A 20,564-nucleotide genomic window follows, 5' to 3' on the forward strand; every position below is an offset into this window, starting at 1 on the left:
GCCGCCCCCCCCCCCGGGGGGGGGGGGGCCGCGGGGGGGGGGGGGGCGGGGCCCCCCAACCCCCGGACCCTGCGGGGCCTTTCCCCCACCCCGCCCCTTCCCGAACCGGGGCTCCGCCCCGTTACGGCCAGACCAGGCAGTACGGCTGGTGGCCCGCCTCGTGGAGGCGGATGGAGAAGTCCTGCCATTCGTGGAGGAGCTGGTAGACGTCGAAGGCGTCGCGCGGCCCCCCGCGGTCGGGAACCGTGGACCAGATGAAGGCGGCCGCGCCGACGGACTCCTCGGCGATGTCCCGCAGCGGGTCGACGACGGTCATCGGCAGCTTGACGACCGCGTAGTCGGGGTGGAGGACGACCAGTTCCAGCGGCGGCACCTTGTGCAGCGGTATGCCCTCGATGCCGGTCAGGACCATCGCCGCCACCGTCTCCGGCTTGATCTTGGTGAACAGTCCGCCCATGCCCAGCTCGTCCCCGCCGAGCTCCTCCGGACGCATCGAGACCGGTACCCGGGCGGCGGTGGCGCCGTCGGGCGCGCCGAAGTACTTGTAGGTCACCCCCATGCCGCGGCCCCCGCTCTTGCCCGCAGCCGGTACTGCTGCCGCGTCCGTCGTCTTGCGCCGGTGCCTGCCGCGGCGGCCGCGGGCGCGCTCAGGACCCAGGCCGTCCAGCCCGTCGGTTCCCTCGCCCGGTCCGCCACCGCGTTGCATATCTCCACCCGACTGCTCTTCCGGCCGCGCGGACCCCACCGTGCAGCCTGATCATCATGGCAGTGACCTCCCCCGCGGCACGACGGTGAAACACGATGCGCAAACACCTGTCCGCAAGACGGCCCGGGGCTCTGACACCATGGCCGGTGTGAGCTACCCATACCAGGCCCCAGTTTCGCAGACTCTTTTCGACCGGGCGGCAGTCGTGACCCCCGGCGGCGTGAACTCTCCCGTGCGCGCGTTCCGTGCCGTGGGCGGAACGCCCCGGTTCATGGTGTCCGGTACCGGTCCCTACCTCACGGATGCCGACGGCCGCGAGTACGTGGACCTCGTCTGCTCGTGGGGACCGATGATTCTCGGCCACTCCCACCCGCAGGTGGTGGAGGCCGTGCAGGCGGCGGTCGCCCGCGGCACCTCCTTCGGCACGCCCGGTGAGGGCGAGGTCGCGCTCGCGGAGGAGATCGTGGCGCGGATCGAGCCGGTGGAGCAGGTCCGGCTGGTGTCTTCCGGTACGGAGGCCACGATGTCGGCGATCCGGCTCGCGCGCGGGTTCACCGGGCGGGCCAAGGTCGTGAAGTTCGCCGGCTGCTACCACGGGCACGTGGACGCGCTGCTGGCCGCGGCCGGGTCGGGCCTGGCGACGTTCGCGCTGCCGGACACCCCCGGGGTGACGGGCGCGCAGGCCGGGGACACGATCGTGCTCCCGTACAACGACCTGGAGTCGGTGCGGGCGGCGTTCGCGGCGCACCCCGGCGAGATCGCGTGCGTGATCACCGAGGCGGCCCCGGGCAACATGGGCGTGGTCACCCCGGCCGAGGGCTTCAACCAGGGTCTGGCGGACCTGTGCCGGGAGAACGGCGCGCTGTACATCTCCGACGAGGTGATGACCGGTTTCCGTACCAGCCGGGCTGGCTGGTACGGGGTGGACGGCGTGAAGCCGGACCTGATGACCTTCGGCAAGGTCATGGGCGGCGGTTTCCCGGCGGCGGCGTTCGGCGGCCGGGCGGACGTGATGGCGCACCTGGCGCCGGCGGGCCCGGTGTACCAGGCGGGCACGCTGTCCGGGAACCCGGTGGCGACGGCCGCGGGCCTGGCGCAGCTGCGGCTGCTGGACGAGGCGGCGTACGCGAAGGTGGACGCGGTGTCGGCGGAGATCCAGGGGCTGGTGACGGGCGCGCTGGCCAAGGAGGGCGTGGCGCACCGGCTGCAGACCGCGTCCAACATGTTCTCGGTGTTCTTCACCGCGGACGAGGTGCGCAACTACGACGACGCGAAGAAGCAGGAGGCCTTCCGGTTCAACGCGTTCTTCCACTCGATGCTGGCGGACGGCGTGTACCTGCCGCCGTCGGCGTTCGAGTCGTGGTTCGTGTCGACGGCGCACGACGAGCGGGCGGTGGAGCGGATCGCGGCCGCGCTGCCGGCGGCGGCGCGTGCGGCGGCCGAGGCCACGGGGGCCGGCGCATGAGCGAGATCACGGTCGTCCACCTGATGCGGCACGGCGAGGTGCACAACCCGGACGGGGTGCTGTACGGCCGGCGGGCCGGCTACCACCTGTCGGAGCTGGGCCGGCAGATGGCCGACCGGGTGGCGGAGCACCTGGAGGGCCGGGACATCACGCACGTGGTGGCCTCGCCTCTGGAGCGGGCGCAGGAGACGGCGGCGCCGATCGCGAAGAGCCACGGGCTGGACCTGGCGACGGACGCCCGGCTGCTGGAGGCGGAGAACGTCTTCGAGGGCAAGACGTTCGGCGTCGGTGACGGTGCGCTGCGCAAGCCGGGCAACTGGAAGCACCTGACGAACCCGTTCCGCCCGTCGTGGGGGGAGCCGTACATCGAGCAGGTCGTGCGGATGATGGGGGCGCTGGAGGCGGCCCGGGACGCGGCCCGCGGGCACGAGGCGGTGGCGGTCAGCCACCAGCTGCCGATCTGGATCGTGCGGAGCTTCGCGGAGAAGCGGCGGCTGTGGCACGACCCGCGGCGCCGGCAGTGCACGCTGGCCTCGCTGACGTCGTTCACGTTCGACGGCGACGCGCTGGTGTCGGTGGGGTACAGCGAGCCGGCGCGGGACCTGGTGCCGGCCCACCTGCTGGCAGGTGCGAAGCCGGTGAAGGGGAAGTCGAAGGCGTTCGGCGCCTGATGGCGTGCGGGGGGCCGCCGGCCGGGCCGGCCGGCGGCCGATCCCCGATCGTTACCGGCTTTGCCAAATGAACACCGGCCGTGCGGGAACCACCGTATCGAGGCCTCCGCTCCTACCAATTGTCCGTTTATATGGACGCGGTGAGGGCCTCGGGAGCAACGGGACGGTGGCATGGGCGGGATCAGTCGACGTGGTGTGCTGGGACTGGGCCTGGGGGCGGCGGCCGCGTTCGGCGTCGCGGGCTGCAGCGGCGGAGCATCCGGCTCCGGTGCCCTCGGCACCGGCAAGGGCGGCAAGGAGAAGCCGAGCGGCCCGGCTCCCCGGCCGATAGGCGACGGGTCGACCGCGGACACCGGGCCGCAGCCGCACCAGCCGCCCAAAGCGGTGCCGCTGCAGCCGGGCGAGACCCCGCCGCAGTTCGTGGTGTTCAGCTGGGACGGCGCGGGCGAGGTCGGCAACGGCCTTTTCCCGCGGTTCCTGAAGGTGGCCAAGGACCACGGCGCGGCCATGACGTTCTTCCTCTCCGGCATCTACCTGCTGCCGGAGTCCAAGAAGAGCCTCTACCGGCCGCCGAACAACCCCGTCGGCGCCTCCGACATCGGCTACCTCAAGGACGAGAACATCCGCCGGACCCTGCAGAACGTCCGGCAGGCCTGGCTCGACGGCCACGAGATAGGCACCCACTTCAACGGGCACTTCTGCGGCGGCTCCGGCTCCGTCGGCAACTGGACCCCGGCGGACTGGCAGAACGAGATCGACCAGGCCAAGTCGTTCGTGAAGAACTGGCGGACCCACACCGGGTTCACCGACCTGGAGCCGCTGCCGTTCGACTACGACAAGGAACTGACGGGCGGCCGCACGCCCTGCCTGCTCGGCCAGGACAAACTGCTGCCGACTGCCGAGAAGCTGGGCTGGCGCTACGACGCCAGTTCCTCGGGGGGTCTCCAGATGTGGCCGGCGAAGAAGGGCACGGTGTGGGACCTGCCGCTCCAGGGCATCCCGTTCCCCGGCCACTCCTTCGAGGTCCTGTCCATGGACTACAACATCCTGGCGAACCAGTCGAAGAACACCACGAACGGCGTTCCGGCCCGCTACCCGGCCTGGCGCAAGCAGGCCACCGGCGCCTACCTCAACGGCTTCCGGCGGGCCTACGAGTCCAACCGCGCGCCCTTCTTCATCGGCAACCACTTCGAGCAGTGGAACGGCGGGATCTACATGGACGCCGTCGAGGAAGCCCTCAAAGCCATGGCGGACAAAAAGGACGTACGGCTCGTATCCTTCCGGCAGTTCGTGGACTGGCTCGACGTCCAGGACCCCAAGGTGCTCGCAAAACTCCGCGCCCTGACCCCCGGCCAGGCCCCCGCCGGCGGCTGGAAGTCCTACCTCGCGGCGGCCTGACCTCGGCCTTCGAACCCCCTCGGGGGGTGCGGAAGATCCATAAAACGCCCATGCGAAACTTTTCACATGAGCCTTAGCCGCGCCCCCCGACGCCGCCGCTCGACCAGCGGCCGCGCCCTCCTGCTGACCGCGGTGACCGCCGTGGGCGCCCTCACCCTGACGGCCTGCGGCGAATCGGAAGTCGGCGGCGCCTCCAGGGGCTCCGGCACCAACTTCGTCACCAGCAAGGACACCGGCACCTCCACCGTCGCCAAGGGCAAGCGGACCCCCGCCCCCAAGCTCGACGGCAAGACCGTCGACGGCGGTACCCTCGACGTCGCCGACCTCAAGGGCAAGGTCGTCGTCCTCAACGTCTGGGGCTCCTGGTGCGCGCCCTGCCGGGCCGAGGCCCCGCACTTCGCGAAGGTGGCCAAGGACCTCAAGCCCAAGGGCGTCGAGTTCGTCGGGATCAACATCCGCAACACGCCGCAGGCCGCCCAGGCCTTCGACGACCGGTTCGGGATTCCCTACCCGAGCCTGCACGACCCGGACAGCAAGCTCCTGCTGCGCTTCCCCAAGGGCACCCTGAGCCTGCAGACCATCCCCTCCACCCTGGTCCTCGACCGGGAGGGCAAGATCGCCGCCCGCGCGCTCATCGGCCTCAACGAAGAGCAGCTGCGCAAGATGATCGACCCCGTCGCGGCCGAGAAGTGAGCGGGGAAACCGACCCGTGCTGACGCTCGCCGTCGAGCCGAACCAGACCGTCATGAGCGGGGCCCTGATACTGGCCCTGCCCATCGCGCTGCTGGCCGGCCTCGTCTCCTTCTTCTCGCCCTGCGTGCTGCCGCTCGTCCCCGGATACCTCTCGTACGTCACCGGCGTCAGCGGCTCCGACCTCGCCCAGGCCCGCCGCGGCCGGATGGTGGCCGGCGCCGGGCTCTTCGTCCTCGGCTTCACCGCCGTCTTCGTCTCCGGCGGCGCCCTCTTCGGGTTCTTCGGCGACACCCTCCAGGAACACCGGGAGATCATCTCCCGGGTCCTCGGCGGCGTGGTGATCCTGCTCGGCTTCTTCTTCATGGGCTGGATCCCCGGCGTCACCATGCGGGAGTTCCGCTTCCACAAGAAGCCGGCCGCCGGACTCGCCGGCGCGCCCGTCCTCGGGGTGCTGTTCGGGATCGGCTGGACGCCCTGCATGGGCCCCACCCTCGGCGCCCTCACCACCCTGTCCCTGGACCAGGCCAGCGCCGGCCGGGCCGCCCTGCTGACCGTCGTCTACTGCCTCGGTCTCGGCGTCCCGTTCATCCTGACGGCCATCGCGTTCCGCAAGGCGCTCGGCGCGTTCGGGTGGGTCAAGAAGCACTACGCCTGGGTGATGCGCATCGGCGGCGGCATGCTGATCCTCACCGGTCTGCTGCTCGTCACAGGTGTGTGGAACACACTCGTCAGCGAGATGCAGGTGTGGACCAACGGTTTCACGGTGGGGATCTAGCGAATGAGCACGCGCGTATGAGTACGACCGACAACACGAGCACCCCGGTCGCCGGACCGGACGGGGCGGCCGACGAGGCGACGGACGAGGCGACGGACGAGGCGACGGCCGAGCAGACGGCCGACCGGGCGGCCGAGGAGGCCGCCACCGCGCTGTCCACCGCGCCCCGCGAGGACACCACCGGCCCCGCGGCCGCCGGCGTCCTCGGCATGCTCCGCTGGACCTGGCACCAGCTCACCTCCATGCGGGTGGCGCTGATCCTCCTGCTGCTGCTCTCCCTCGGCTCCATCCCGGGCTCGCTCGTCCCGCAGTCCAACGTGGACGAGCTGAAGGTCGCCCAGTGGAAGGACACCCACGAGACCTGGGTGCCGCTGTTCGAGAAGCTCCAGCTCTTCGACGTCTACAGCTCGGTGTGGTTCTCCGCGATCTACATCCTGCTGTTCGTCTCCCTCATCGGCTGCATCGTGCCGCGCACCTGGAAGTTCGTCGGCGAACTCCGCGGCCGCCCGGTGCGCACCCCCAAGCGGCTCGACCGGATGCCCGCCTACGCGGTCTGGCGCACCGAGGCCGAGCCCGAGGCCGTACTCGCCGCCGCCCGGCAGGTCCTGAAGGGCAGCCGGTTCCGGCACGACCTGACCGGCGACTCGGTCACCGGCGAGAAGGGCTACCTGCGCGAGGCTGGGAACCTGATCTTCCACATCGCGCTCATCGTGATGCTCGTGGCCTTCGCCGCCGGCCAGCTCTACAAGTCGGAGGGCGGCAAGCTCGTCGTCCGCGGCACCGGGTTCTCGAACACGATGACCCAGTACGACGACTTCCGCTCCGGCAGCCTCTTCAAGCGCGACGACCTGCCGCCGTTCAGCTTCACCCTCGACCGGTTCGACGCCACCTACGAGCGCACCGGCCCGCAGAAGGGCACCCCGCGCACCTTCGCCGCGCAGGTCACCTACAGCAAGGGCGCGTTCGGCACCCCGCAGAAGGCGTCGATCGAGGTCAACAAGCCGCTCGACATCGACGGCTCGAAGGTCTACCTGATCGGCCACGGCTACGCGCCGATCGTCTCGGTGACCGACCCCCGCGGCAAGGTGATCTTCAAGGAGGCGGTGCCGGTCCTGCCGATCGACTCCAACATCACCTCCACCGGCGCCATCAAGGTCACCGACGGCTACCGCGACAAGAGCGGCAAGCAGGAGCAGCTCGGCTTCAACGCCTTCTTCGTGCCGACGTTCGCCGGCGTCGGCAAGGGCCAGATGTTCTCCCAGTTCCCCGCCCTGGACTTCCCCGTGCTCGCGCTCAGCGCGTACCACGGCAGCCTCGGCGTGGACTCCGGCCTGCCGCAGAACGTGTACCGGCTCAACAAGGACAAGATGCAGGAGTTCAAGGACAAGGACGGGCAGCTGTTCAAGCAGCGGCTGCTGCCCGGCGAGTCCATGACCCTGCCGAACGGCGCCGGCACCGTGAAGTTTGAGGGCGTCGAGCGCTGGGCCTCCTTCCAGATCTCCCAGCAGCCCGGCAACGGCCTCGCGCTCGCGGGCGCCGTCGCCGCCGTGCTGGGCCTGGCCGGCTCCCTGTTCATCCAGCGCCGCCGGGTCTGGGTCCGCGCCCGGCGCGGCGCCGACGGCACCACCCTCGTCGAGATGGCCGGCCTCGGCCGCAGCGAGTCCGCCAGGCTCCCCGAGGAGCTGGCCGGCCTGGCCGCCGCCCTGAGCACCGAAGCCCCCATCGCACCCGAGCCGGAGCCCGACGCGGCCGAGGCCGGCACCGAAGCCCCTGCAAGTCCTGCCCACGCAGAAGGAGAGCGCGGATGACCCCGCTCGCAGTCGCCGCCAACGAGAACCTGGCGCACATCAGCAACGTGCTGGTCTATTCGTCGATGGCGGTCTACACGCTCGCCTTCTTCGCCCACATCGCCGAATGGGTCTTCGGCAGCCGCAGCAAGGTCGGCCGCACCGCCGCCGCCCTGACCGGCGCGGCGGCCGCCGCGGCCCCGGCCGTACAGGTGCGGGGCAAGGGCGGGACCACCGCCGTCCTCGACCGGCCGCAGGTCGTCACCCGCGCCGGCGCCGGCAGCCGGGACCTGCCGGACGGGCCCGGCGCGGCCGGCGGCACCGAGAAGGGCGACCTGTACGGGCGGATCGCCGTCTCGCTGACCGCCCTCGGCTTCCTCGTCGAGGCAGGCGGCGTGGTCACCCGCGCGATGTCCGTGCAGCGTGCCCCCTGGGGCAACATGTACGAGTTCTCGATCACCTTCTCCACGGTGGCCGTCGGCGCGTACCTGGTGCTCCTCGCGGCGAAGAAGAACGTGCGCTGGATGGGCCTGATCCTGGTCACCACCGTGCTGCTGGACCTCGGCGTGGCCACCACCTGGCTCTACACCGACAGCGACCAGCTGGTGCCGGCGCTGCACTCGTACTGGCTGTGGATCCACGTCTCCACCGCGATCATCTGCGGTGCCGTCTTCTACATCGGCGCCGCGGGCACCCTGCTCTACCTGTTCCGCGACTCCTACGAGAGCAAGCTGGAGCAGGGCGGGCAGCCCGGCCGGTTCGCGACCTCGGTGCTGGAGCGGCTGCCGTCGTCGGCCTCGCTCGACAAGTTCGCGTACCGGATCAACGCGGCGGTCTTCCCGCTGTGGACGTTCACGATCATCGCCGGCGCGATCTGGGCCGGCGACGCCTGGGGCCGCTACTGGGGCTGGGACCCCAAGGAGGTCTGGTCGTTCGTCACCTGGGTCGCGTACGCCTGCTACCTGCACGCCCGCGCCACCGCCGGCTGGAAGGGCCGCAAGGCCGCCTACCTGGCGCTCTTCGCCTTCGCCTGCTGGATCTGGAACTACTACGGCGTGAACATCCTGCTCAACGGCAAGCACTCGTACGCGGGCGTCTGACCCCGCCGCACACCGCCCGTACCGGCGGCCGCGCCCCTGAGGTGCGCGGTCGCCCGTACGGAGTAACGCTGGTGCCATGACGGCATCGACGACGGTGATCGGGCACCGTAGCAGCGAGGTCCGCGACGGCCGGCTGCTGCTGCACTTCGAGGTGCACCTGCCGCACGGCTACGAGCCGGTGTGGTCGGCCGTCGCCACGGGCCCCGGGCTGCGCGGCTGGCTGGCCCGTCCCGAGGTGCTGCAGCGCCGGCTCGGCGGGGCGGTCACCCTGGTGTGGCCCGGCGGGCCGACCGTCTCCGGCCGGATCACCGCCTGGGACGTGGACCACGTCGCCGAGTACACCCTCGCCGGCTACGGCCGGATGCGCTTCCACCTGGACGCCGTGGGCACCGACTCCACCCTGGTCCGCTTCACGAACGAGCGGGCCGCCGTCCCCGACGCCGAGCGGCTCGACGCCCTCGCGGCCTGGCACGAGCACTTCGAACGGCTCGCGGACGCCCTGGACGGCCACCCCGTCGACTGGATCACCTGGACCCCGGCCCGCCGCGCCGAACTCCGCGCGTACTACGCCGGTTCCTGAACCCGCCCGTGCCGGAGGGCGGCCCACCCGTCCTCGCTCGTACGGGGCACGGGCCCGCCCGCGGCGGTACGCCGGCCGCCGGCCCGGGAACCCCTGCTCCGTACCGACCCACGGAGACCCGGAGGTGTCCATGTCCGAGGAGTCAGCCGACACGGTGGATCAGACCACCGATGCGGACGAGGCAGCACTGGACCGCGCGCTCGCGCAGGACCGGTCCGCTTCCGACGGCGGGACGAGCACCAGCTCGTCGAGTCCCGCCACGGGCCCGGCCGCCCTGCAGCGGTCGGACGGCAGCCCCGCCGCCCGCCGGCAGCCGGAATCCGAGTAGGAGACGCGTCCATGCCGCTGAAGCTGAGGAACAACTACCACACCGAGATCTGGGCGATGGTCGAGTGGCACCAGCCCAACTGCTCCGACGGCAGCAACTGGGTCAAGAAGGGCTGGTGGCGGATCGGCCCCGCGCAGACCGCCACGGTCTTCGGGGGCAACCCGCAGGCCGTCAACCCGATCTGGTACTGCTACGCCTACTCCACCGACGGCACCGAATGGCGCGACCGCTTCCAGGAGACGGTCCCGCCCCGCGTCTTCGAGTGGTGCTCCAACACGGGGAGCTCCGACTCCCGGACGATCCTCATGAACGAGTTCGTGGTGAGCAGCCCGAACCACACGCACACGTTCAACCGCTAGACGGGCCCGCGGGACAGGCGACCCGGTTCTAGTCCCTGTCGTCCTGCTCGTCCTTCTTGCGGTCCTCGTCGAGGGACTTCAGGAACTCCGGGTTGTCGTCAGGGGCGACCCACCGGGTGCGGCCGCCGGAACCGAGACCTCCGGCGGCCGGCACCCGCTTCTTCCCCGCGATCAGCCACACCACCGGGCCGACCAGGGAGAACAGCAGGATGATGATCACCCACACCACCTTGGGCAGGTGCTTGACCTCTTCCTCGGGCGTGTTCAGGCAGTCGATGAACGCGTAGATCGTCAGCGCGATGACCAGCAGGAAGGGCAGATAGCGCAGCACGGTGTGGGACCGACCCCCAGGCAAGTGGTGAAGGCGTGGACTGGGGCCGACCCGGCCCCGGTGACCCTTCCAGGGTAGTGCGTGGCGGATACTTGGCCGCATGGCTTACGACGATCTCCGCTCGCTGCTCCGGGCTCTGGAGCGGGAGGGCGACCTCAAGCGCATCAAGGCCGAAGTCGACCCGTACCTGGAGGTCGGGGAGATCGTCGACAGAGTGAACAAGGCGGGCGGCCCGGCCCTGCTCTTCGAGAACGTCAAGGGCTCGTCGATGCCCCTGGCGATGAACGTCTTCGGCACCGACCGCCGGCTCCTGAAGGCCCTCGGCCTGAAGTCGTACGGCGAGATCAGCGAGAAGATCGGCGGCCTGCTGAAGCCGGAGCTGCCGCAGGGGTTCATCGGCGTCCGCGAGGCCTTCGGCAAGCTCGGCTCGATGGTGCACGTGCCGCCGAAGAAGGTGAAGGGCGATGCCGCGCCCGTCCAGGAGGTCGTCCTCACCGGCGACGACGTGGACCTCGACCTGCTGCCGGCGCTGTTCACCTGGCCCAAGGACGGCGGCTCGTTCTTCAACCTGGGCCTGACCCACACCAAGCACCCCGAGACGGGCGTGCGCAACCTCGGCCTCTACCGCCTGCAGCGCCACGACAAGCGCACCATCGGCATGCACTGGCAGATCCACAAGGACAGCCGCAACCACTACGCGGTCGCCGCCAAGCGCGGCGAGCGGCTGCCGGTCGCGATCGCCTTCGGCTGCCCGCCGGCCGTCACGTACGCGTCGACCGCGCCGCTGCCCGGTGACATCGACGAGTACCTGTTCGCGGGCTTCGTGGCGGGCAAGCGGATCGAGATGGTCGACTGCAAGACCGTGCCGCTCCAGGTCCCGGCCAACGCCGAAGTCGTCGTCGAGGGCTGGCTGGAGCCGGGCGAGATGCTGCCGGAGGGCCCCTTCGGCGACCACACCGGCTTCTACACGCCGCAGGAGCCGTTCCCGGCCCTGAAGATCGACTGCATCACGATGCGGAAGCGGCCGCTGCTCCAGTCCATCGTGGTCGGCCGCCCGCCGACCGAGGACGGGCCGCTGGGGCGGGCCACCGAGCGGTTCTTCCTGCCGCTGCTGAAGATCATCGTGCCGGACATCGTGGACTACCACCTGCCGGAGTCGGGCGGCTTCCACAACTGCGCGATCGTCTCGATCGACAAGAAGTACCCGAAGCACGCCCAGAAGGTGATGCACGCCATCTGGGGCGCGCACATGATGTCGCTGACCAAGCTGATCATCGTGGTGGACGCCGACTGCGACGTGCACGACCTGCACGAGGTGTCCTGGCGGGCGCTGGGCAACACCGACTACGCCCGGGACCTGACGGTGGTGGAGGGCCCGGTGGACCACCTGGACCACGCCTCGTACCAGCAGTTCTGGGGCGGCAAGGCGGGCATCGACGCCACGAAGAAGCTCCCCGAGGAGGGCTACACCCGCGACGGGGGCTGGCCGGACATGGTGGAGTCGGACCCGGCGACGGCCGAACGGGTGACGCGACGCTGGAAGGAATACGGACTGTGAGCCGCTGGCGGACTATGGACGAGTGCGGTGCGGGGGCCGGGATTCCCCGCCGTCGCGGGGGTGTATCGGAGTACGGACTGTGAGTTCCGCCGCCGCTGCCGTTCCGGCCCCCGGCCGGACCCGGGCGTTCCTGCGACTCGTGATGATCGAGCACTCGGTCTTCGCGCTGCCCTTCGCCTACATCGCCGCGCTGACCGCGATGTTCCAGCTGGACCGCAACGTCCACTGGGGCAAGCTGCTGCTGGTCACCGTCTGCATGGTGGGCCTGCGGACGTTCGCGATGGCCTGCAACCGGATCATCGACCGGGAGATCGACGCCCGCAATCCCCGCACGGCCGGACGCGAACTGGTCACCGGCGCGGTGTCGGTGCGGTCGGCGTGGACCGGCGCCGGGATCGCGGTGGCGGTCTTCCTGGGGGCGGCGGCCCTGCTCAACCCGCTGTGCCTGGCGCTCGCGCCGGTGGCCGTCGTCCCGATGGTGGTCTACCCGTACGGCAAGCGGTTCACGAACTACCCGCACGCGATCCTCGGGCTCGCGCAGGCCATGGGCCCGGTGGGCGCCTGGCTGGCGATCACCGGCGAGTGGTCCTGGGAAGCGGTCGTCCTGGGCCTGGCGGTCGGGGTGTGGATCGGCGGCTTCGACCTGATCTTCGCCTGCCAGGACGTGCAGGCCGACCGCGCCGAGGGCGTCATGTCGGTGCCGGCCCGCTTCGGCGTCCCGGCCGCGCTGTGGGGGGCGCGGGTCTGCCACGCCGTGACCACGGCCCTGCTGGTCTGGTACGCGCTGGCCACCGACGCCGGGGTGCTGTTCTGGGCGGGCCTGGTGGTCGTCGTGGCGGCGTTCCTCTACGAGCACACCATCGTCAAGCCGCACGACCTGTCCCGCCTGAACCGGGCCTTCTTCACGGTGAACGGCTTCATCGGCATCGCGCTCTTCGCCTGCGCCCTCGCCGACCTCCTGGCCCGCGGCCTGACGCTCTAGCAGCTCCCGAGCACCTGACCCGCACCCCCGCAGCGGTGGCCGGATAGGCTCGACGCATGACTGAGGGCAAGCGCACCCCGTGGGTGGTCGGGGTCTCCGGGGCGTCGGGGACGCCGTACGCGGCGGCGGTGCTGCGCGGGCTGCTGGCCGCCGGGGAGAGCGTCGACCTGGTGGTGAGCCGTGCCTCGCGGCTCACTCTTCTGGACGAGACCGGAATCGCGTTCCGGGACGCGCACTGGCGCGACGACCTGGCGCAGTGGCTGGCGCGCGGCGCCGACGGCAAGCCGGACACGTTCACGGGGCTCGACCTGGACGACGTACGGCACTGGGGTGCGGGCGACCTGGCGGCGGGGCCGAGCAGCGGCTCGTACCCGGTGAAGGGGATGCTGATCGTGCCGGCGTCCACGGCCTGTGTGGCCGGGGTGGCGCTGGGGCTGTCGAAGGACCTGCTGCAGCGGGCGGCGAGCGTGATGCTCAAGGAGCGGCGCCGGCTGGTGGTCGCGGTGCGGGAGACCCCGCTGAACGGTCAGACGCTCAAGGCTCTGGTGGCGCTGGACGAGGCGGGCGCAGTGGTGCTGCCCGCCTCGCCGGCGTTCTACTCGGGTGCGACGCACATCCAGGATCTGGTGGACTTCGTCGCGGGGCGGGTGCTGGACGCGGCAGGGGTGCCGCACCGGCTGTACCGCCGTTGGGAGGGAGAGCTCGGTGGAGCTCGTGGCGCTTAGCGCTTCTTGCCGACGCGGGCGTGGACCTTGTCCGCTCGCTTCGCGGCAGCCGGCTGGTGGGCACGGGATCGGTTGGCCAGCTCCTGCAGCTGTCGCATGTGAGCGTAGGCCATCTCGATCGTGTACACGGTGAACCACTCCTGAAAGATCGTCTTTGATCTGCTGAAAGATTCACAGGGCGTTGACCCTGTGTGCCTTAGATTCTATACGTAAACTCGCGGGATCGCTGAACAATGGAAGGCTCCAGGCATATGGACGCGGTGGACAGGCAGCTCATCCAGGCACTCAGGGAAAACGGCCGGGCGTCATACGCCGAGCTCGGACGGCTCGTCGGCCTGTCCGGCCCGAGCGTCACCGACCGGATCAACCGGCTGGAGACCGCCGGTGTGATCACCGGTTACCGGGCCACGGTCGACGCGGCCTCCCTCGGCCTGGGCGTCACGGCCCTCATCGGCATCTCCCTGTCGGACGCCGCCGACCACGAGGACGTGGCCCGCCGGCTGCGCGACCTCGCCGAGATCGAGGACTGCTGGTTCATCGCCGGCGACGACTCCTTCATGCTCAAGGTCCGCGCCAGCGACGTCGACGGCCTGGAGAAGATCATCCGCAAGCTGTCCGGCACCCGCGGGGTCTCCCGCACCCGCACCACGATCGTGCTGTCCACGAAGTGGGAGAACCGGGTCGGGGATCTGCCGGAGGAGCGCTGAGAGTACGGTGGGGCAGGGTTGCAGGACATCGAGTAGGAGGCGACCGCCACATGGACGCTGGTCTCAAGCGTGAGCTGGAGGAGAAGGTCCGCTCCGGCGAGCGGCTGACCCGTGAGGACGGCATCGCCCTCTACGCGTCGGACGACCTGGCCTGGCTCGGCGGGCTGGCCCACGAGGTGCGCACCCGCAAGAACGGCGACGTCGTGCACTTCAACGTCAACCGTCACCTCAACATGACCAACGTGTGCACCGCCTCCTGTGCGTACTGCTCGTTCCAGCGCAAGCCGGGCGAGAAGGACGCGTACACGATGCGCATCGAGGAGGCCGTCCGCCTCGCCAAGGCGATGGAGAACGACCACCTCACCGAGCTGCACATCGTCAACGGCCTGCACCCGAACCTGCCGTGGCGCTACTACCCGCGGTCGCTCAGCGAGCTGAAGAAGGCGCTGCCGGACGTCTCGCTGAAGGCGTTCACCGCCACCGAGATCCACCACTTCGAGACCATCTCGGGGCTCAGCGCCTCGGAGATCCTGGACGAGCTGATCGAGGCCGGGCTGGAGTCGCTGACCGGCGGCGGCGCCGAGATCTTCGACTGGGAGGTCCGGCAGCACATCGTCGACCACCGCACCCACTGGGAGGACTGGTCGCGCATCCACCGGCTCGCGCACGAGAAGGGCCTCAAGACCCCGTGCACGATGCTGTACGGGCACATCGAGGAGCCGCGCCACCGCGTGGACCACGTGCTGCGGCTGCGCGAACTCCAGGACGAGACCGGCGGCTTCCAGGTCTTCATCCCGCTGCGGTACCAGCACGACTTCGTCGACATGAAGGACGGCAAGGTCCGCAACACCCTCCAGGCGCGCACCACGATGGCGACCGGCGCCGAGGCGCTGAAGACCTTCGCGGTCTCGCGGCTGCTGTTCGACAACGTGCCGCACGTGAAGGTCTTCTGGGTGATGCACGGTGTGCAGACCGCCCAGCTCGCGCTCCAGCACGGTGCGGACGACATGGACGGCTCGGTGGTCGAGTACAAGATCACGCACGATGCCGACAACTACGGCACGCCGAACAAGCTGTCGCGCGACGACCTGCTGGACCTGATCCGCGAGGCGGGCTTCCGGCCGGTCGAGCGGAACACCCGCTACGAGGTCATCCGGGAGTACCCCGGCCCGGACGCGTCGCTGCGCGAGTCGCCGCAGCCGATGCGGGTCTGAGGCCCGTACCGCTTCCCCTTTCGGGGGCTTTTCGGGAGGGCGGTGCCGCCGCGGCCTTCGGGCCGGGGTGGTGCCGCCCTTCTGCGTGTCCGTGTCCGGGTCCGTATCCGCGTCCGTCCGAAATCGATTGCGGCTCCGGTGATGTAAGGGATAATTTTGCGCTGTGACCCTTACTTTCACTCTTGATCCCGCCCTGGACGAGCCGCTGCGCGACGCACTGCTCCGGATCTGGACCGACGCCAGCAACGCCGGCGGCTCCATCGGCTTCGTGCCGCCCGTCACCCGCGAGGACGTCCGGCCCGAGCTGCTGCGCCACCTGGCGGGGATGGCCGAGGGCACGATCCGGCTGGTGGCCGGGCGGGACGCGGCGGGGGAGGTGCGCGCCGCCGGGTTCCTCGCGTTCAACCGGCACCGGCTCATGCTCCACTGGGTGACGGCGTACACGGTCATGGTCGACCCGCAGGTCCAGGGCCGCGGGTACGGGCGCGACCTGATGGCCGCCCTCGCCGGCGCCGCCCGGTCCTTCGAGGGTGTCGAGGCCATCCGGCTCGGCTGCCGCGGCGGGCTCGGGCTGGAGGACTTCTACGCGTCCTGCGGCTACAAGGAGGTCGGGCGGGTACCCGGCGCGATCCGGGTCGCGCCCGGCGACGACCGCGACGACATCACGATGCTGCTGCCGCTGGGCTGAGCCTCCGGGGCGGGCCGGCTGCCGGTGCGGCGCCGTTTGCGGTCGGTCCGCGGCCGGTCCGGTGCCGGTCCGGTGCCGGTTCACGGCCGGGAACGGGGGCGTGCTTCACTGGTCGGGCAGGAGCGACATTTCGACGAAGAGAGAAGGCGTGCCGTGGCCGGGAAGCCGAGCGCAACGATCCGCTACACGACCATGCGGCTGGGCATCTTCTTCGCCTGCCTGGTGGCCGTCCTGGGCCTGGTGGAGCTCGGTGTGCTGCCGTCCGGGATCGGCGACGCCAACTACATCTGGGTCGTGCTGCTCGCGCTGCTGATCTCCGCGCCGCTGTCCCTCGTCCTCCTGCGCAAGCAGCGGGACGAGATGTCGCAGCAGATCACGCCGAAGGTCGAGGGCGTGCGCTCCAGGCTCAGCGCGAACCGCAACCAGGAGGACGAGGCCGACGACGCGGCCCGCACCTCGTAAGGTTCATCACACCCCAACACGTCACAAACCGCCCCGGTCCCGGACCTCCCCGTCCGTGACCGGGGCGGATGCGTTTCCGGGGGCGGGTTCCGGCCACCCGGGGCGGGCGGCGGCCTGTCCGGATCCCAAAGTCAGACTTTGAGATTCTCAAAGCGAAAGTGTTAGCGTCTCAACATGTTGACCGCAGCCGCGCACCGATCCCCCAGGAGCCTCCCGCTCGTGGCGCGCCGGCACGTCGACCTCTGCCGCCGCATCTCCGCGGCCTGCTGCTGTCGCTGAAACCTCGGCTCCGCGCGAGAGTCTGAACCGAGCCCTGCGACTCGGCAGCGGTCCCGGCCGGTCGTTCCGGCTGCCGCACCGCGCACCCAGCACCCGCAGAACCCCGCCCCGCCCCCGTGCGCCATCCCCCGTGCGTCGTCCCCCCCCGGAGTGTGTCCGTGTCCGCGATACCGAAGAGCCCGAGTCAGGCCTCGCCCTCGGCGAGCCCGTCCGCCGGGTTCAAGCTGCCCTTCAAGCTGCCCTTCTGGGCGCAGATCGTCGCCGGCCTCGTGCTCGGCGTGCTGCTCGGCTGGCTCGCCCGCAGCCAGGACATCGGCTGGCTGTACACGACCCTGGAGAAGGTCGGTGACATCTTCGTCCAGCTGCTGAAGCTGGCCGTCGCCCCGCTCGTCTTCTTCGCGATCCTGGTGTCGATCACCAACCTCCGCAAGGTCAACAACGCCGCGCGGCTGGCCTCCCGCACCCTCCTCTGGTTCATGATCACCTCGCTGATCGCGGTCGGCATCGGCCTCGCCATCGGCCTGCTGACCAACCCGGGGGCGGGCACCGGCCTCACCCCGAAGGACGGCAAGACCCCCGAGCACACGGGCTCGTGGATCGACTTCCTCACCGGCATCGTGCCGAGCGACGTGATCACCCCGTTCACCGAGCTGAACGTCCTGCAGATCGTCTTCATGGCCGCCGTCGCCGGCATCGCCGCGCTCCAGCTCGGCGAGAAGGCCGCCCCGGTCCTCGCCTTCAGCGAGTCCGTCCTGGAGCTGCTCCAGAAGGCGCTGTGGTGGGTCATCCGGCTCGCCCCGATCGGCACCGTCGGCCTCATCGGCTACGCCATCGCCGACTACGGCTGGGACCTCATCGGCAAGTACGCGACCTTCACCGCGGACGTGTACATCGGCTGCGCCCTGGTGATGTTCGGCGTGTACCCGCTGCTCCTCGCCACCGTCGCCAAGGTCAGCCCGCTCCAGTTCTTCAAGGGCGCCTGGCCGGCGATCCAGCTGGCCTTCGTCTCCCGCTCCTCGGTCGGCACCATGCCGGTCACCCAGAAGGTCACCGAGCGCCTCGGCGTCCCGAAGGAGTACGCCTCCTTCGCCGTCCCGTTCGGCGCCACCACCAAGATGGACGGCTGCGCCGCGATCTACCCCGCGCTCGCCGCGATCTTCATCGCGCAGATCTTCGACGTCCCGCTGGGCGTGGGCGACTACCTGCTGATCGCCTTCGTCTCGGTCGTCGGCTCGGCGGCCACCGCGGGACTCACCGGCGCCACGGTCATGCTGACCCTGACCCTCTCCACCCTGGGCCTCCCGCTGGAGGGCGTCGGCCTGCTGCTGGCCATCGACCCGGTCCTCGACATGATGCGCACCGCCACCAACGTCGCCGGCCAGGCCCTCGTCCCGGTCGTCGTCGCCTCCCGCGAGGGCATCCTCGACCGCGACGCGTACGCCAAGGCCTCCGCGTCCCCGCTGGACGGGGCGGCCGCCCCGGCACCCGCGGCCGCCTGACCTGCCGCACTCCGGGTGACGGGTCCGGGCCGCAGTACCTCTGGTCCTGCTCAAATCCCTGTGCAAGCCCGCCCGCCGCACTGATCATGACCGTGGGACGGCGCCCCTGGACGCCCCCGGAAACCGCAGCCCCCGCCACCCTCCCGGCGGGGGCTGCGGTCGTGTGCGGGGTGTGCCGGTCCTGTGCAGGGGGTTCTCAGCCGGGTTACCCGTCGGTTTAATTACCGGCGGTAACTAGTTGCCCGGACGGGAGGCGTGCCGTGTCGTACGAGCAGAGAGCCGTTGCCGATGCCAGTGCCGGAGGGGCCGCAGCGGCCGGAACCCGGCTCGTGGAGCCCCTGAAGCGGGTGGACGGCGGGGTGGTCCGCGAGGTGTTCGTCCCCCCGCTGGCCGCCGAGCCGCAGCGCGGGTCGCTCGGGGACATCCCGTACGACAACGCAGCCGAGGCGCCCGCGGAGGTCGTCCTCTCCCGGAAGCAGCCGGACGGGAGCTGGGCGGACGTCACCGCCGCGGAGTTCGCCGCCGAGGTGACCGCCGTCGCGAAGGGCCTGATCGCCGAGGGGCTCCAGTGGGGCGACCGGATCGCGATCATGGCGCGCACCACCTACGAGTGGACCCTGCTGGACTTCGCGGCCTGGGCCGCCGGACTGATCACCGTACCGATCTACCCCACCTCGTCGGCCCTCCAGGCCCGCTGGATCATCCACGACTCGGGCACCGTGGCCTGCGCCGTCGAGGACACCGCCCAGGCCCGGATGATCAGCACCCAGCGGGCCCACCTGCCCGGGCTGCTGCACCTGTGGGAGTTCGACACCGGCGCCGTCGACCGGCTCAAGCGGGCCGGGGCGCACCTCGCGGACGAGGAGGTCGCCGCCCGCCGGGCGATGACCGGCCCGCCGTCCGTGGCCACCGTCATCTACACCTCCGGCACCACCGGCCGACCCAAGGGCTGCGTGATCACCCATGCGAACTTCTTCGCCGAGGTCGACAACGCGATCGAGCTGCTCTACCCGGTGTTCAAGAACCTCAGCAGCGAGCCCGCCGCCACCCTGCTCTTCCTGCCGCTGTCCCACGTCTTCGGCCGCATGGTGGCCATCGGCTGCCTGCGCGCCCGGGTCCGGCTCGGCCACGCGCCGAGCATCCAGACCGAGGACCTGCTGCGCGACCTCGGCGGCTTCCGGCCGACGTTCCTGCTGGCCATCCCGTACGTGCTGGAGAAGGTGTTCAACACCGGCCGGGCCACCGCCGAGAAGATCGGCCGCGCCGCCTCCTTCGACCGGGCGGCCCGGATCGCCCGCCGCTACGGCGAGGCCGTCGAGGCGCAGGAGCACGGCACCGGCAGCGGGCCCGGGCTCGGCCTGCGGCTCGCCCGCGGCCTGTACGACCCGCTCGTGTACCGGCGGATCCGGACCGCGCTCGGCGGCCGCGTCCGGTACGTCATCACCGGCGGCTCCCCGCTCGGCCACCGCCTCTCCGCCTTCTACGCGGGCGCCGGCATCGACGTGTACGAGGGCTACGGCCTGACCGAGACCACCGGCGCCAGCACCGTCACCCCGCCGCTGAAACCCCGCCTCGGCACGGTCGGCTGGCCGCTGCCCGGCACCTCGGTGCGGATCGCCGACGACGGCGAGGTGCTGCTGCGCGGCGGCCACGTCTTCGGCGGCTACTGGAACGGCGAACGCGGTGTCGTCGAGCCCGCCACCGACGCCGCCGCCTGGCTGCCCACCGGCGACCTCGGGGCCCTCGACGCCGAGGGCTACCTGACGATCACCGGCCGCAAGAAGGACATCATCATCACCTCCGGCGGCAAGAACGTGGCCCCGGCCCCGCTGGAGGACTGGCTGCGCGCCCATCCGCTGGTCGGCCAGTGCATGGTCCTCGGCGACGACCGGCCGTACGTCACCGCCCTGATCACGCTGGAGCCGGACGGGCTGCGGCACTGGCGGCAGATGCGGCGCAAGGAGCACCTGCGGACCGCGGAGCTGGTCCGTGACGAGGATCTGCTCGCCGAACTCCAGCGGGCCGTGGACGAGGCGAACCAGCTGGTGTCCCGGGCCGAGTCGATCCGCCGGTTCGCCGTGCTGCCGGGCGACTTCACCGAGGAGCGGGGGCACCTGACCCCGTCCCTCAAGCTGAAGCGGGCCGCCGTCGTACGCGACTTCGCGGAGGAGATCGAGGAGCTGTACCGGAAGTAGCACGGCCGGGTGCCGCGGGCGCGACGGGCGCGGCCGCGGCACCCCGCCTATGGTGGTGCGGG

General features: G+C 70.9%; 22 protein-coding genes. 19 read left to right on the forward strand and 3 right to left on the reverse strand.

The window, feature by feature from the left end; genetic code table 11:
• Window positions 1–121 precede the first annotated feature (121 nt).
• Window positions 122–706, reverse strand: coding sequence for a hypothetical protein (locus LG634_RS29890; RefSeq protein ID WP_226738293.1), 585 nt, complete (start codon window positions 704–706; stop codon window positions 122–124).
• 139 nt (window positions 707–845) lie between these two features.
• On the opposite strand from LG634_RS29890, the gene hemL reads away from it, so the two are divergent.
• The 10 genes from hemL to LG634_RS29940 all read left to right on the forward strand — a co-directional run bounded on the left by hemL (window position 846) and on the right by LG634_RS29940 (window position 9,862).
• Window positions 846–2,171: a glutamate-1-semialdehyde 2,1-aminomutase gene (gene hemL / locus LG634_RS29895; RefSeq protein WP_226738295.1), complete on the forward strand. Its 1,326-nt coding sequence runs from the start codon at window positions 846–848 to the stop codon at window positions 2,169–2,171.
• On the forward strand, window positions 2,168–2,842 hold the full coding sequence (locus tag LG634_RS29900; protein WP_226738297.1) for a histidine phosphatase family protein: 675 nt from the start codon (window positions 2,168–2,170) through the stop codon (window positions 2,840–2,842). Before hemL ends, LG634_RS29900 begins: the two co-directional genes overlap by 4 nt.
• A gap of 171 nt (window positions 2,843–3,013) precedes the next feature.
• On the forward strand, window positions 3,014–4,240 hold the full coding sequence (locus tag LG634_RS29905; RefSeq protein ID WP_226738299.1) for a polysaccharide deacetylase family protein: 1,227 nt from the start codon (window positions 3,014–3,016) through the stop codon (window positions 4,238–4,240).
• Between the two features lie 66 nt (window positions 4,241–4,306).
• Complete coding sequence (locus LG634_RS29910; RefSeq protein WP_226738301.1) at window positions 4,307–4,933, forward strand: TlpA family protein disulfide reductase; 627 nt, start codon at window positions 4,307–4,309, stop codon at window positions 4,931–4,933.
• Between the two features lie 52 nt (window positions 4,934–4,985).
• Window positions 4,986–5,708 (forward strand): cytochrome c biogenesis CcdA family protein, encoded by a 723-nt coding sequence (locus tag LG634_RS29915; RefSeq protein ID WP_226738355.1) that lies wholly within the window; start codon window positions 4,986–4,988, stop codon window positions 5,706–5,708.
• A gap of 17 nt (window positions 5,709–5,725) precedes the next feature.
• Window positions 5,726–7,516: a cytochrome c biogenesis protein ResB gene (gene resB / locus LG634_RS29920; RefSeq protein ID WP_226738303.1), complete on the forward strand. Its 1,791-nt coding sequence runs from the start codon at window positions 5,726–5,728 to the stop codon at window positions 7,514–7,516.
• Window positions 7,513–8,595: a c-type cytochrome biogenesis protein CcsB gene (ccsB, locus tag LG634_RS29925; RefSeq protein WP_226738304.1), complete on the forward strand. Its 1,083-nt coding sequence runs from the start codon at window positions 7,513–7,515 to the stop codon at window positions 8,593–8,595. Before resB ends, ccsB begins: the two co-directional genes overlap by 4 nt.
• A 76-nt stretch (window positions 8,596–8,671) precedes the next feature.
• A complete protein-coding gene (locus LG634_RS29930; RefSeq protein ID WP_226738306.1) occupies window positions 8,672–9,175 on the forward strand; it encodes an SRPBCC family protein in 504 nt (167 codons plus the stop codon).
• 130 nt (window positions 9,176–9,305) lie between these two features.
• On the forward strand, window positions 9,306–9,503 hold the full coding sequence (locus tag LG634_RS29935; protein ID WP_226738308.1) for a hypothetical protein: 198 nt from the start codon (window positions 9,306–9,308) through the stop codon (window positions 9,501–9,503).
• A gap of 11 nt (window positions 9,504–9,514) precedes the next feature.
• Window positions 9,515–9,862 (forward strand): DUF1036 domain-containing protein, encoded by a 348-nt coding sequence (locus tag LG634_RS29940; protein ID WP_226738310.1) that lies wholly within the window; start codon window positions 9,515–9,517, stop codon window positions 9,860–9,862.
• A gap of 28 nt (window positions 9,863–9,890) precedes the next feature.
• On the opposite strand, the gene LG634_RS29945 is transcribed toward LG634_RS29940, so the two are convergent.
• A complete protein-coding gene (locus LG634_RS29945; RefSeq protein WP_226738312.1) occupies window positions 9,891–10,193 on the reverse strand; it encodes a PLD nuclease N-terminal domain-containing protein in 303 nt (100 codons plus the stop codon).
• A 100-nt stretch (window positions 10,194–10,293) separates the two neighbouring features.
• Here LG634_RS29945 and LG634_RS29950 point away from each other — a divergent pair, with 100 nt between their 5' ends.
• From LG634_RS29950 to LG634_RS29960, 3 genes are all read left to right on the forward strand, one after another.
• Window positions 10,294–11,751, forward strand: coding sequence for a menaquinone biosynthesis decarboxylase (locus tag LG634_RS29950; protein WP_226738314.1), 1,458 nt, complete (start codon window positions 10,294–10,296; stop codon window positions 11,749–11,751).
• A 79-nt stretch (window positions 11,752–11,830) separates the two neighbouring features.
• Window positions 11,831–12,733, forward strand: coding sequence for a menaquinone biosynthesis prenyltransferase MqnP (mqnP, locus tag LG634_RS29955; RefSeq protein ID WP_226738316.1), 903 nt, complete (start codon window positions 11,831–11,833; stop codon window positions 12,731–12,733).
• Window positions 12,734–12,789: 56 nt separating this feature from the next.
• Window positions 12,790–13,458 (forward strand): UbiX family flavin prenyltransferase, encoded by a 669-nt coding sequence (locus LG634_RS29960; RefSeq protein ID WP_226738318.1) that lies wholly within the window; start codon window positions 12,790–12,792, stop codon window positions 13,456–13,458.
• Here the strand turns inward: LG634_RS29960 and LG634_RS38025 are convergent.
• Window positions 13,455–13,586 carry a hypothetical protein gene (locus tag LG634_RS38025; protein WP_264203783.1) on the reverse strand — a complete coding sequence of 44 codons (132 nt, stop codon included), beginning with the start codon at window positions 13,584–13,586 and terminating at the stop codon, window positions 13,455–13,457. The two genes, LG634_RS29960 and LG634_RS38025, sit on opposite strands and share 4 nt — an antisense overlap.
• A 123-nt stretch (window positions 13,587–13,709) precedes the next feature.
• On the opposite strand from LG634_RS38025, the gene LG634_RS29965 reads away from it, so the two are divergent.
• From LG634_RS29965 to LG634_RS29990, 6 genes are all read left to right on the forward strand, one after another.
• Window positions 13,710–14,165 (forward strand): Lrp/AsnC family transcriptional regulator, encoded by a 456-nt coding sequence (locus LG634_RS29965; protein ID WP_226738319.1) that lies wholly within the window; start codon window positions 13,710–13,712, stop codon window positions 14,163–14,165.
• Between the two features lie 50 nt (window positions 14,166–14,215).
• Window positions 14,216–15,379: an aminofutalosine synthase MqnE gene (gene mqnE, locus LG634_RS29970; protein ID WP_226738321.1), complete on the forward strand. Its 1,164-nt coding sequence runs from the start codon at window positions 14,216–14,218 to the stop codon at window positions 15,377–15,379.
• Window positions 15,380–15,542: 163 nt separating this feature from the next.
• The gene (locus LG634_RS29975) at window positions 15,543–16,067 is read left to right on the forward strand and encodes a GNAT family N-acetyltransferase (protein WP_226738323.1); all 525 of its coding nucleotides are present in this window, start codon (window positions 15,543–15,545) and stop codon (window positions 16,065–16,067) included.
• 192 nt (window positions 16,068–16,259) lie between these two features.
• Window positions 16,260–16,529, forward strand: a complete 270-nt coding sequence (locus LG634_RS29980) for a DUF4229 domain-containing protein (protein WP_226738357.1) — start codon at window positions 16,260–16,262, stop codon at window positions 16,527–16,529.
• A 437-nt stretch (window positions 16,530–16,966) separates the two neighbouring features.
• Window positions 16,967–18,307: a dicarboxylate/amino acid:cation symporter gene (locus LG634_RS29985; protein ID WP_372482518.1), complete on the forward strand. Its 1,341-nt coding sequence runs from the start codon at window positions 16,967–16,969 to the stop codon at window positions 18,305–18,307.
• A gap of 329 nt (window positions 18,308–18,636) precedes the next feature.
• Entirely contained in the window at window positions 18,637–20,502 is a 1,866-nt protein-coding gene (locus tag LG634_RS29990) for an AMP-dependent synthetase/ligase (RefSeq protein ID WP_226738325.1), read from the forward strand.
• Window positions 20,503–20,564: the final 62 nt, after the last annotated feature.

The sequence above is a fragment of the Streptomyces bambusae genome (assembly GCF_020532645.1).
Lineage (GTDB): Bacteria > Actinomycetota > Actinomycetes > Streptomycetales > Streptomycetaceae > Streptomyces > Streptomyces bambusae.

Bases quoted from the DNA above. Each gene is read 5' to 3' on its own strand.
- LG634_RS29890 (WP_226738293.1), bottom strand. From the start codon at position 706: ATGCAACGCGGTGGCGGACCGGGCGAGGGAACCGACGGGCTGGACGGC.
- hemL (WP_226738295.1), top strand. From the start codon at position 846: ATGGCCGGTGTGAGCTACCCATACCAGGCCCCAGTTTCGCAGACTCTT.
- LG634_RS29900 (WP_226738297.1), top strand. From the start codon at position 2,168: ATGAGCGAGATCACGGTCGTCCACCTGATGCGGCACGGCGAGGTGCAC.
- LG634_RS29905 (WP_226738299.1), top strand. From the start codon at position 3,014: ATGGGCGGGATCAGTCGACGTGGTGTGCTGGGACTGGGCCTGGGGGCG.
- LG634_RS29910 (WP_226738301.1), top strand. From the start codon at position 4,307: ATGAGCCTTAGCCGCGCCCCCCGACGCCGCCGCTCGACCAGCGGCCGC.
- LG634_RS29915 (WP_226738355.1), top strand. From the start codon at position 4,986: ATGAGCGGGGCCCTGATACTGGCCCTGCCCATCGCGCTGCTGGCCGGC.
- resB (WP_226738303.1), top strand. From the start codon at position 5,726: ATGAGTACGACCGACAACACGAGCACCCCGGTCGCCGGACCGGACGGG.
- ccsB (WP_226738304.1), top strand. From the start codon at position 7,513: ATGACCCCGCTCGCAGTCGCCGCCAACGAGAACCTGGCGCACATCAGC.
- LG634_RS29930 (WP_226738306.1), top strand. From the start codon at position 8,672: ATGACGGCATCGACGACGGTGATCGGGCACCGTAGCAGCGAGGTCCGC.
- LG634_RS29935 (WP_226738308.1), top strand. From the start codon at position 9,306: ATGTCCGAGGAGTCAGCCGACACGGTGGATCAGACCACCGATGCGGAC.
- LG634_RS29940 (WP_226738310.1), top strand. From the start codon at position 9,515: ATGCCGCTGAAGCTGAGGAACAACTACCACACCGAGATCTGGGCGATG.
- LG634_RS29950 (WP_226738314.1), top strand. From the start codon at position 10,294: ATGGCTTACGACGATCTCCGCTCGCTGCTCCGGGCTCTGGAGCGGGAG.
- LG634_RS29960 (WP_226738318.1), top strand. From the start codon at position 12,790: ATGACTGAGGGCAAGCGCACCCCGTGGGTGGTCGGGGTCTCCGGGGCG.
- LG634_RS29965 (WP_226738319.1), top strand. From the start codon at position 13,710: ATGGACGCGGTGGACAGGCAGCTCATCCAGGCACTCAGGGAAAACGGC.
- mqnE (WP_226738321.1), top strand. From the start codon at position 14,216: ATGGACGCTGGTCTCAAGCGTGAGCTGGAGGAGAAGGTCCGCTCCGGC.
- LG634_RS29980 (WP_226738357.1), top strand. From the start codon at position 16,260: ATGCGGCTGGGCATCTTCTTCGCCTGCCTGGTGGCCGTCCTGGGCCTG.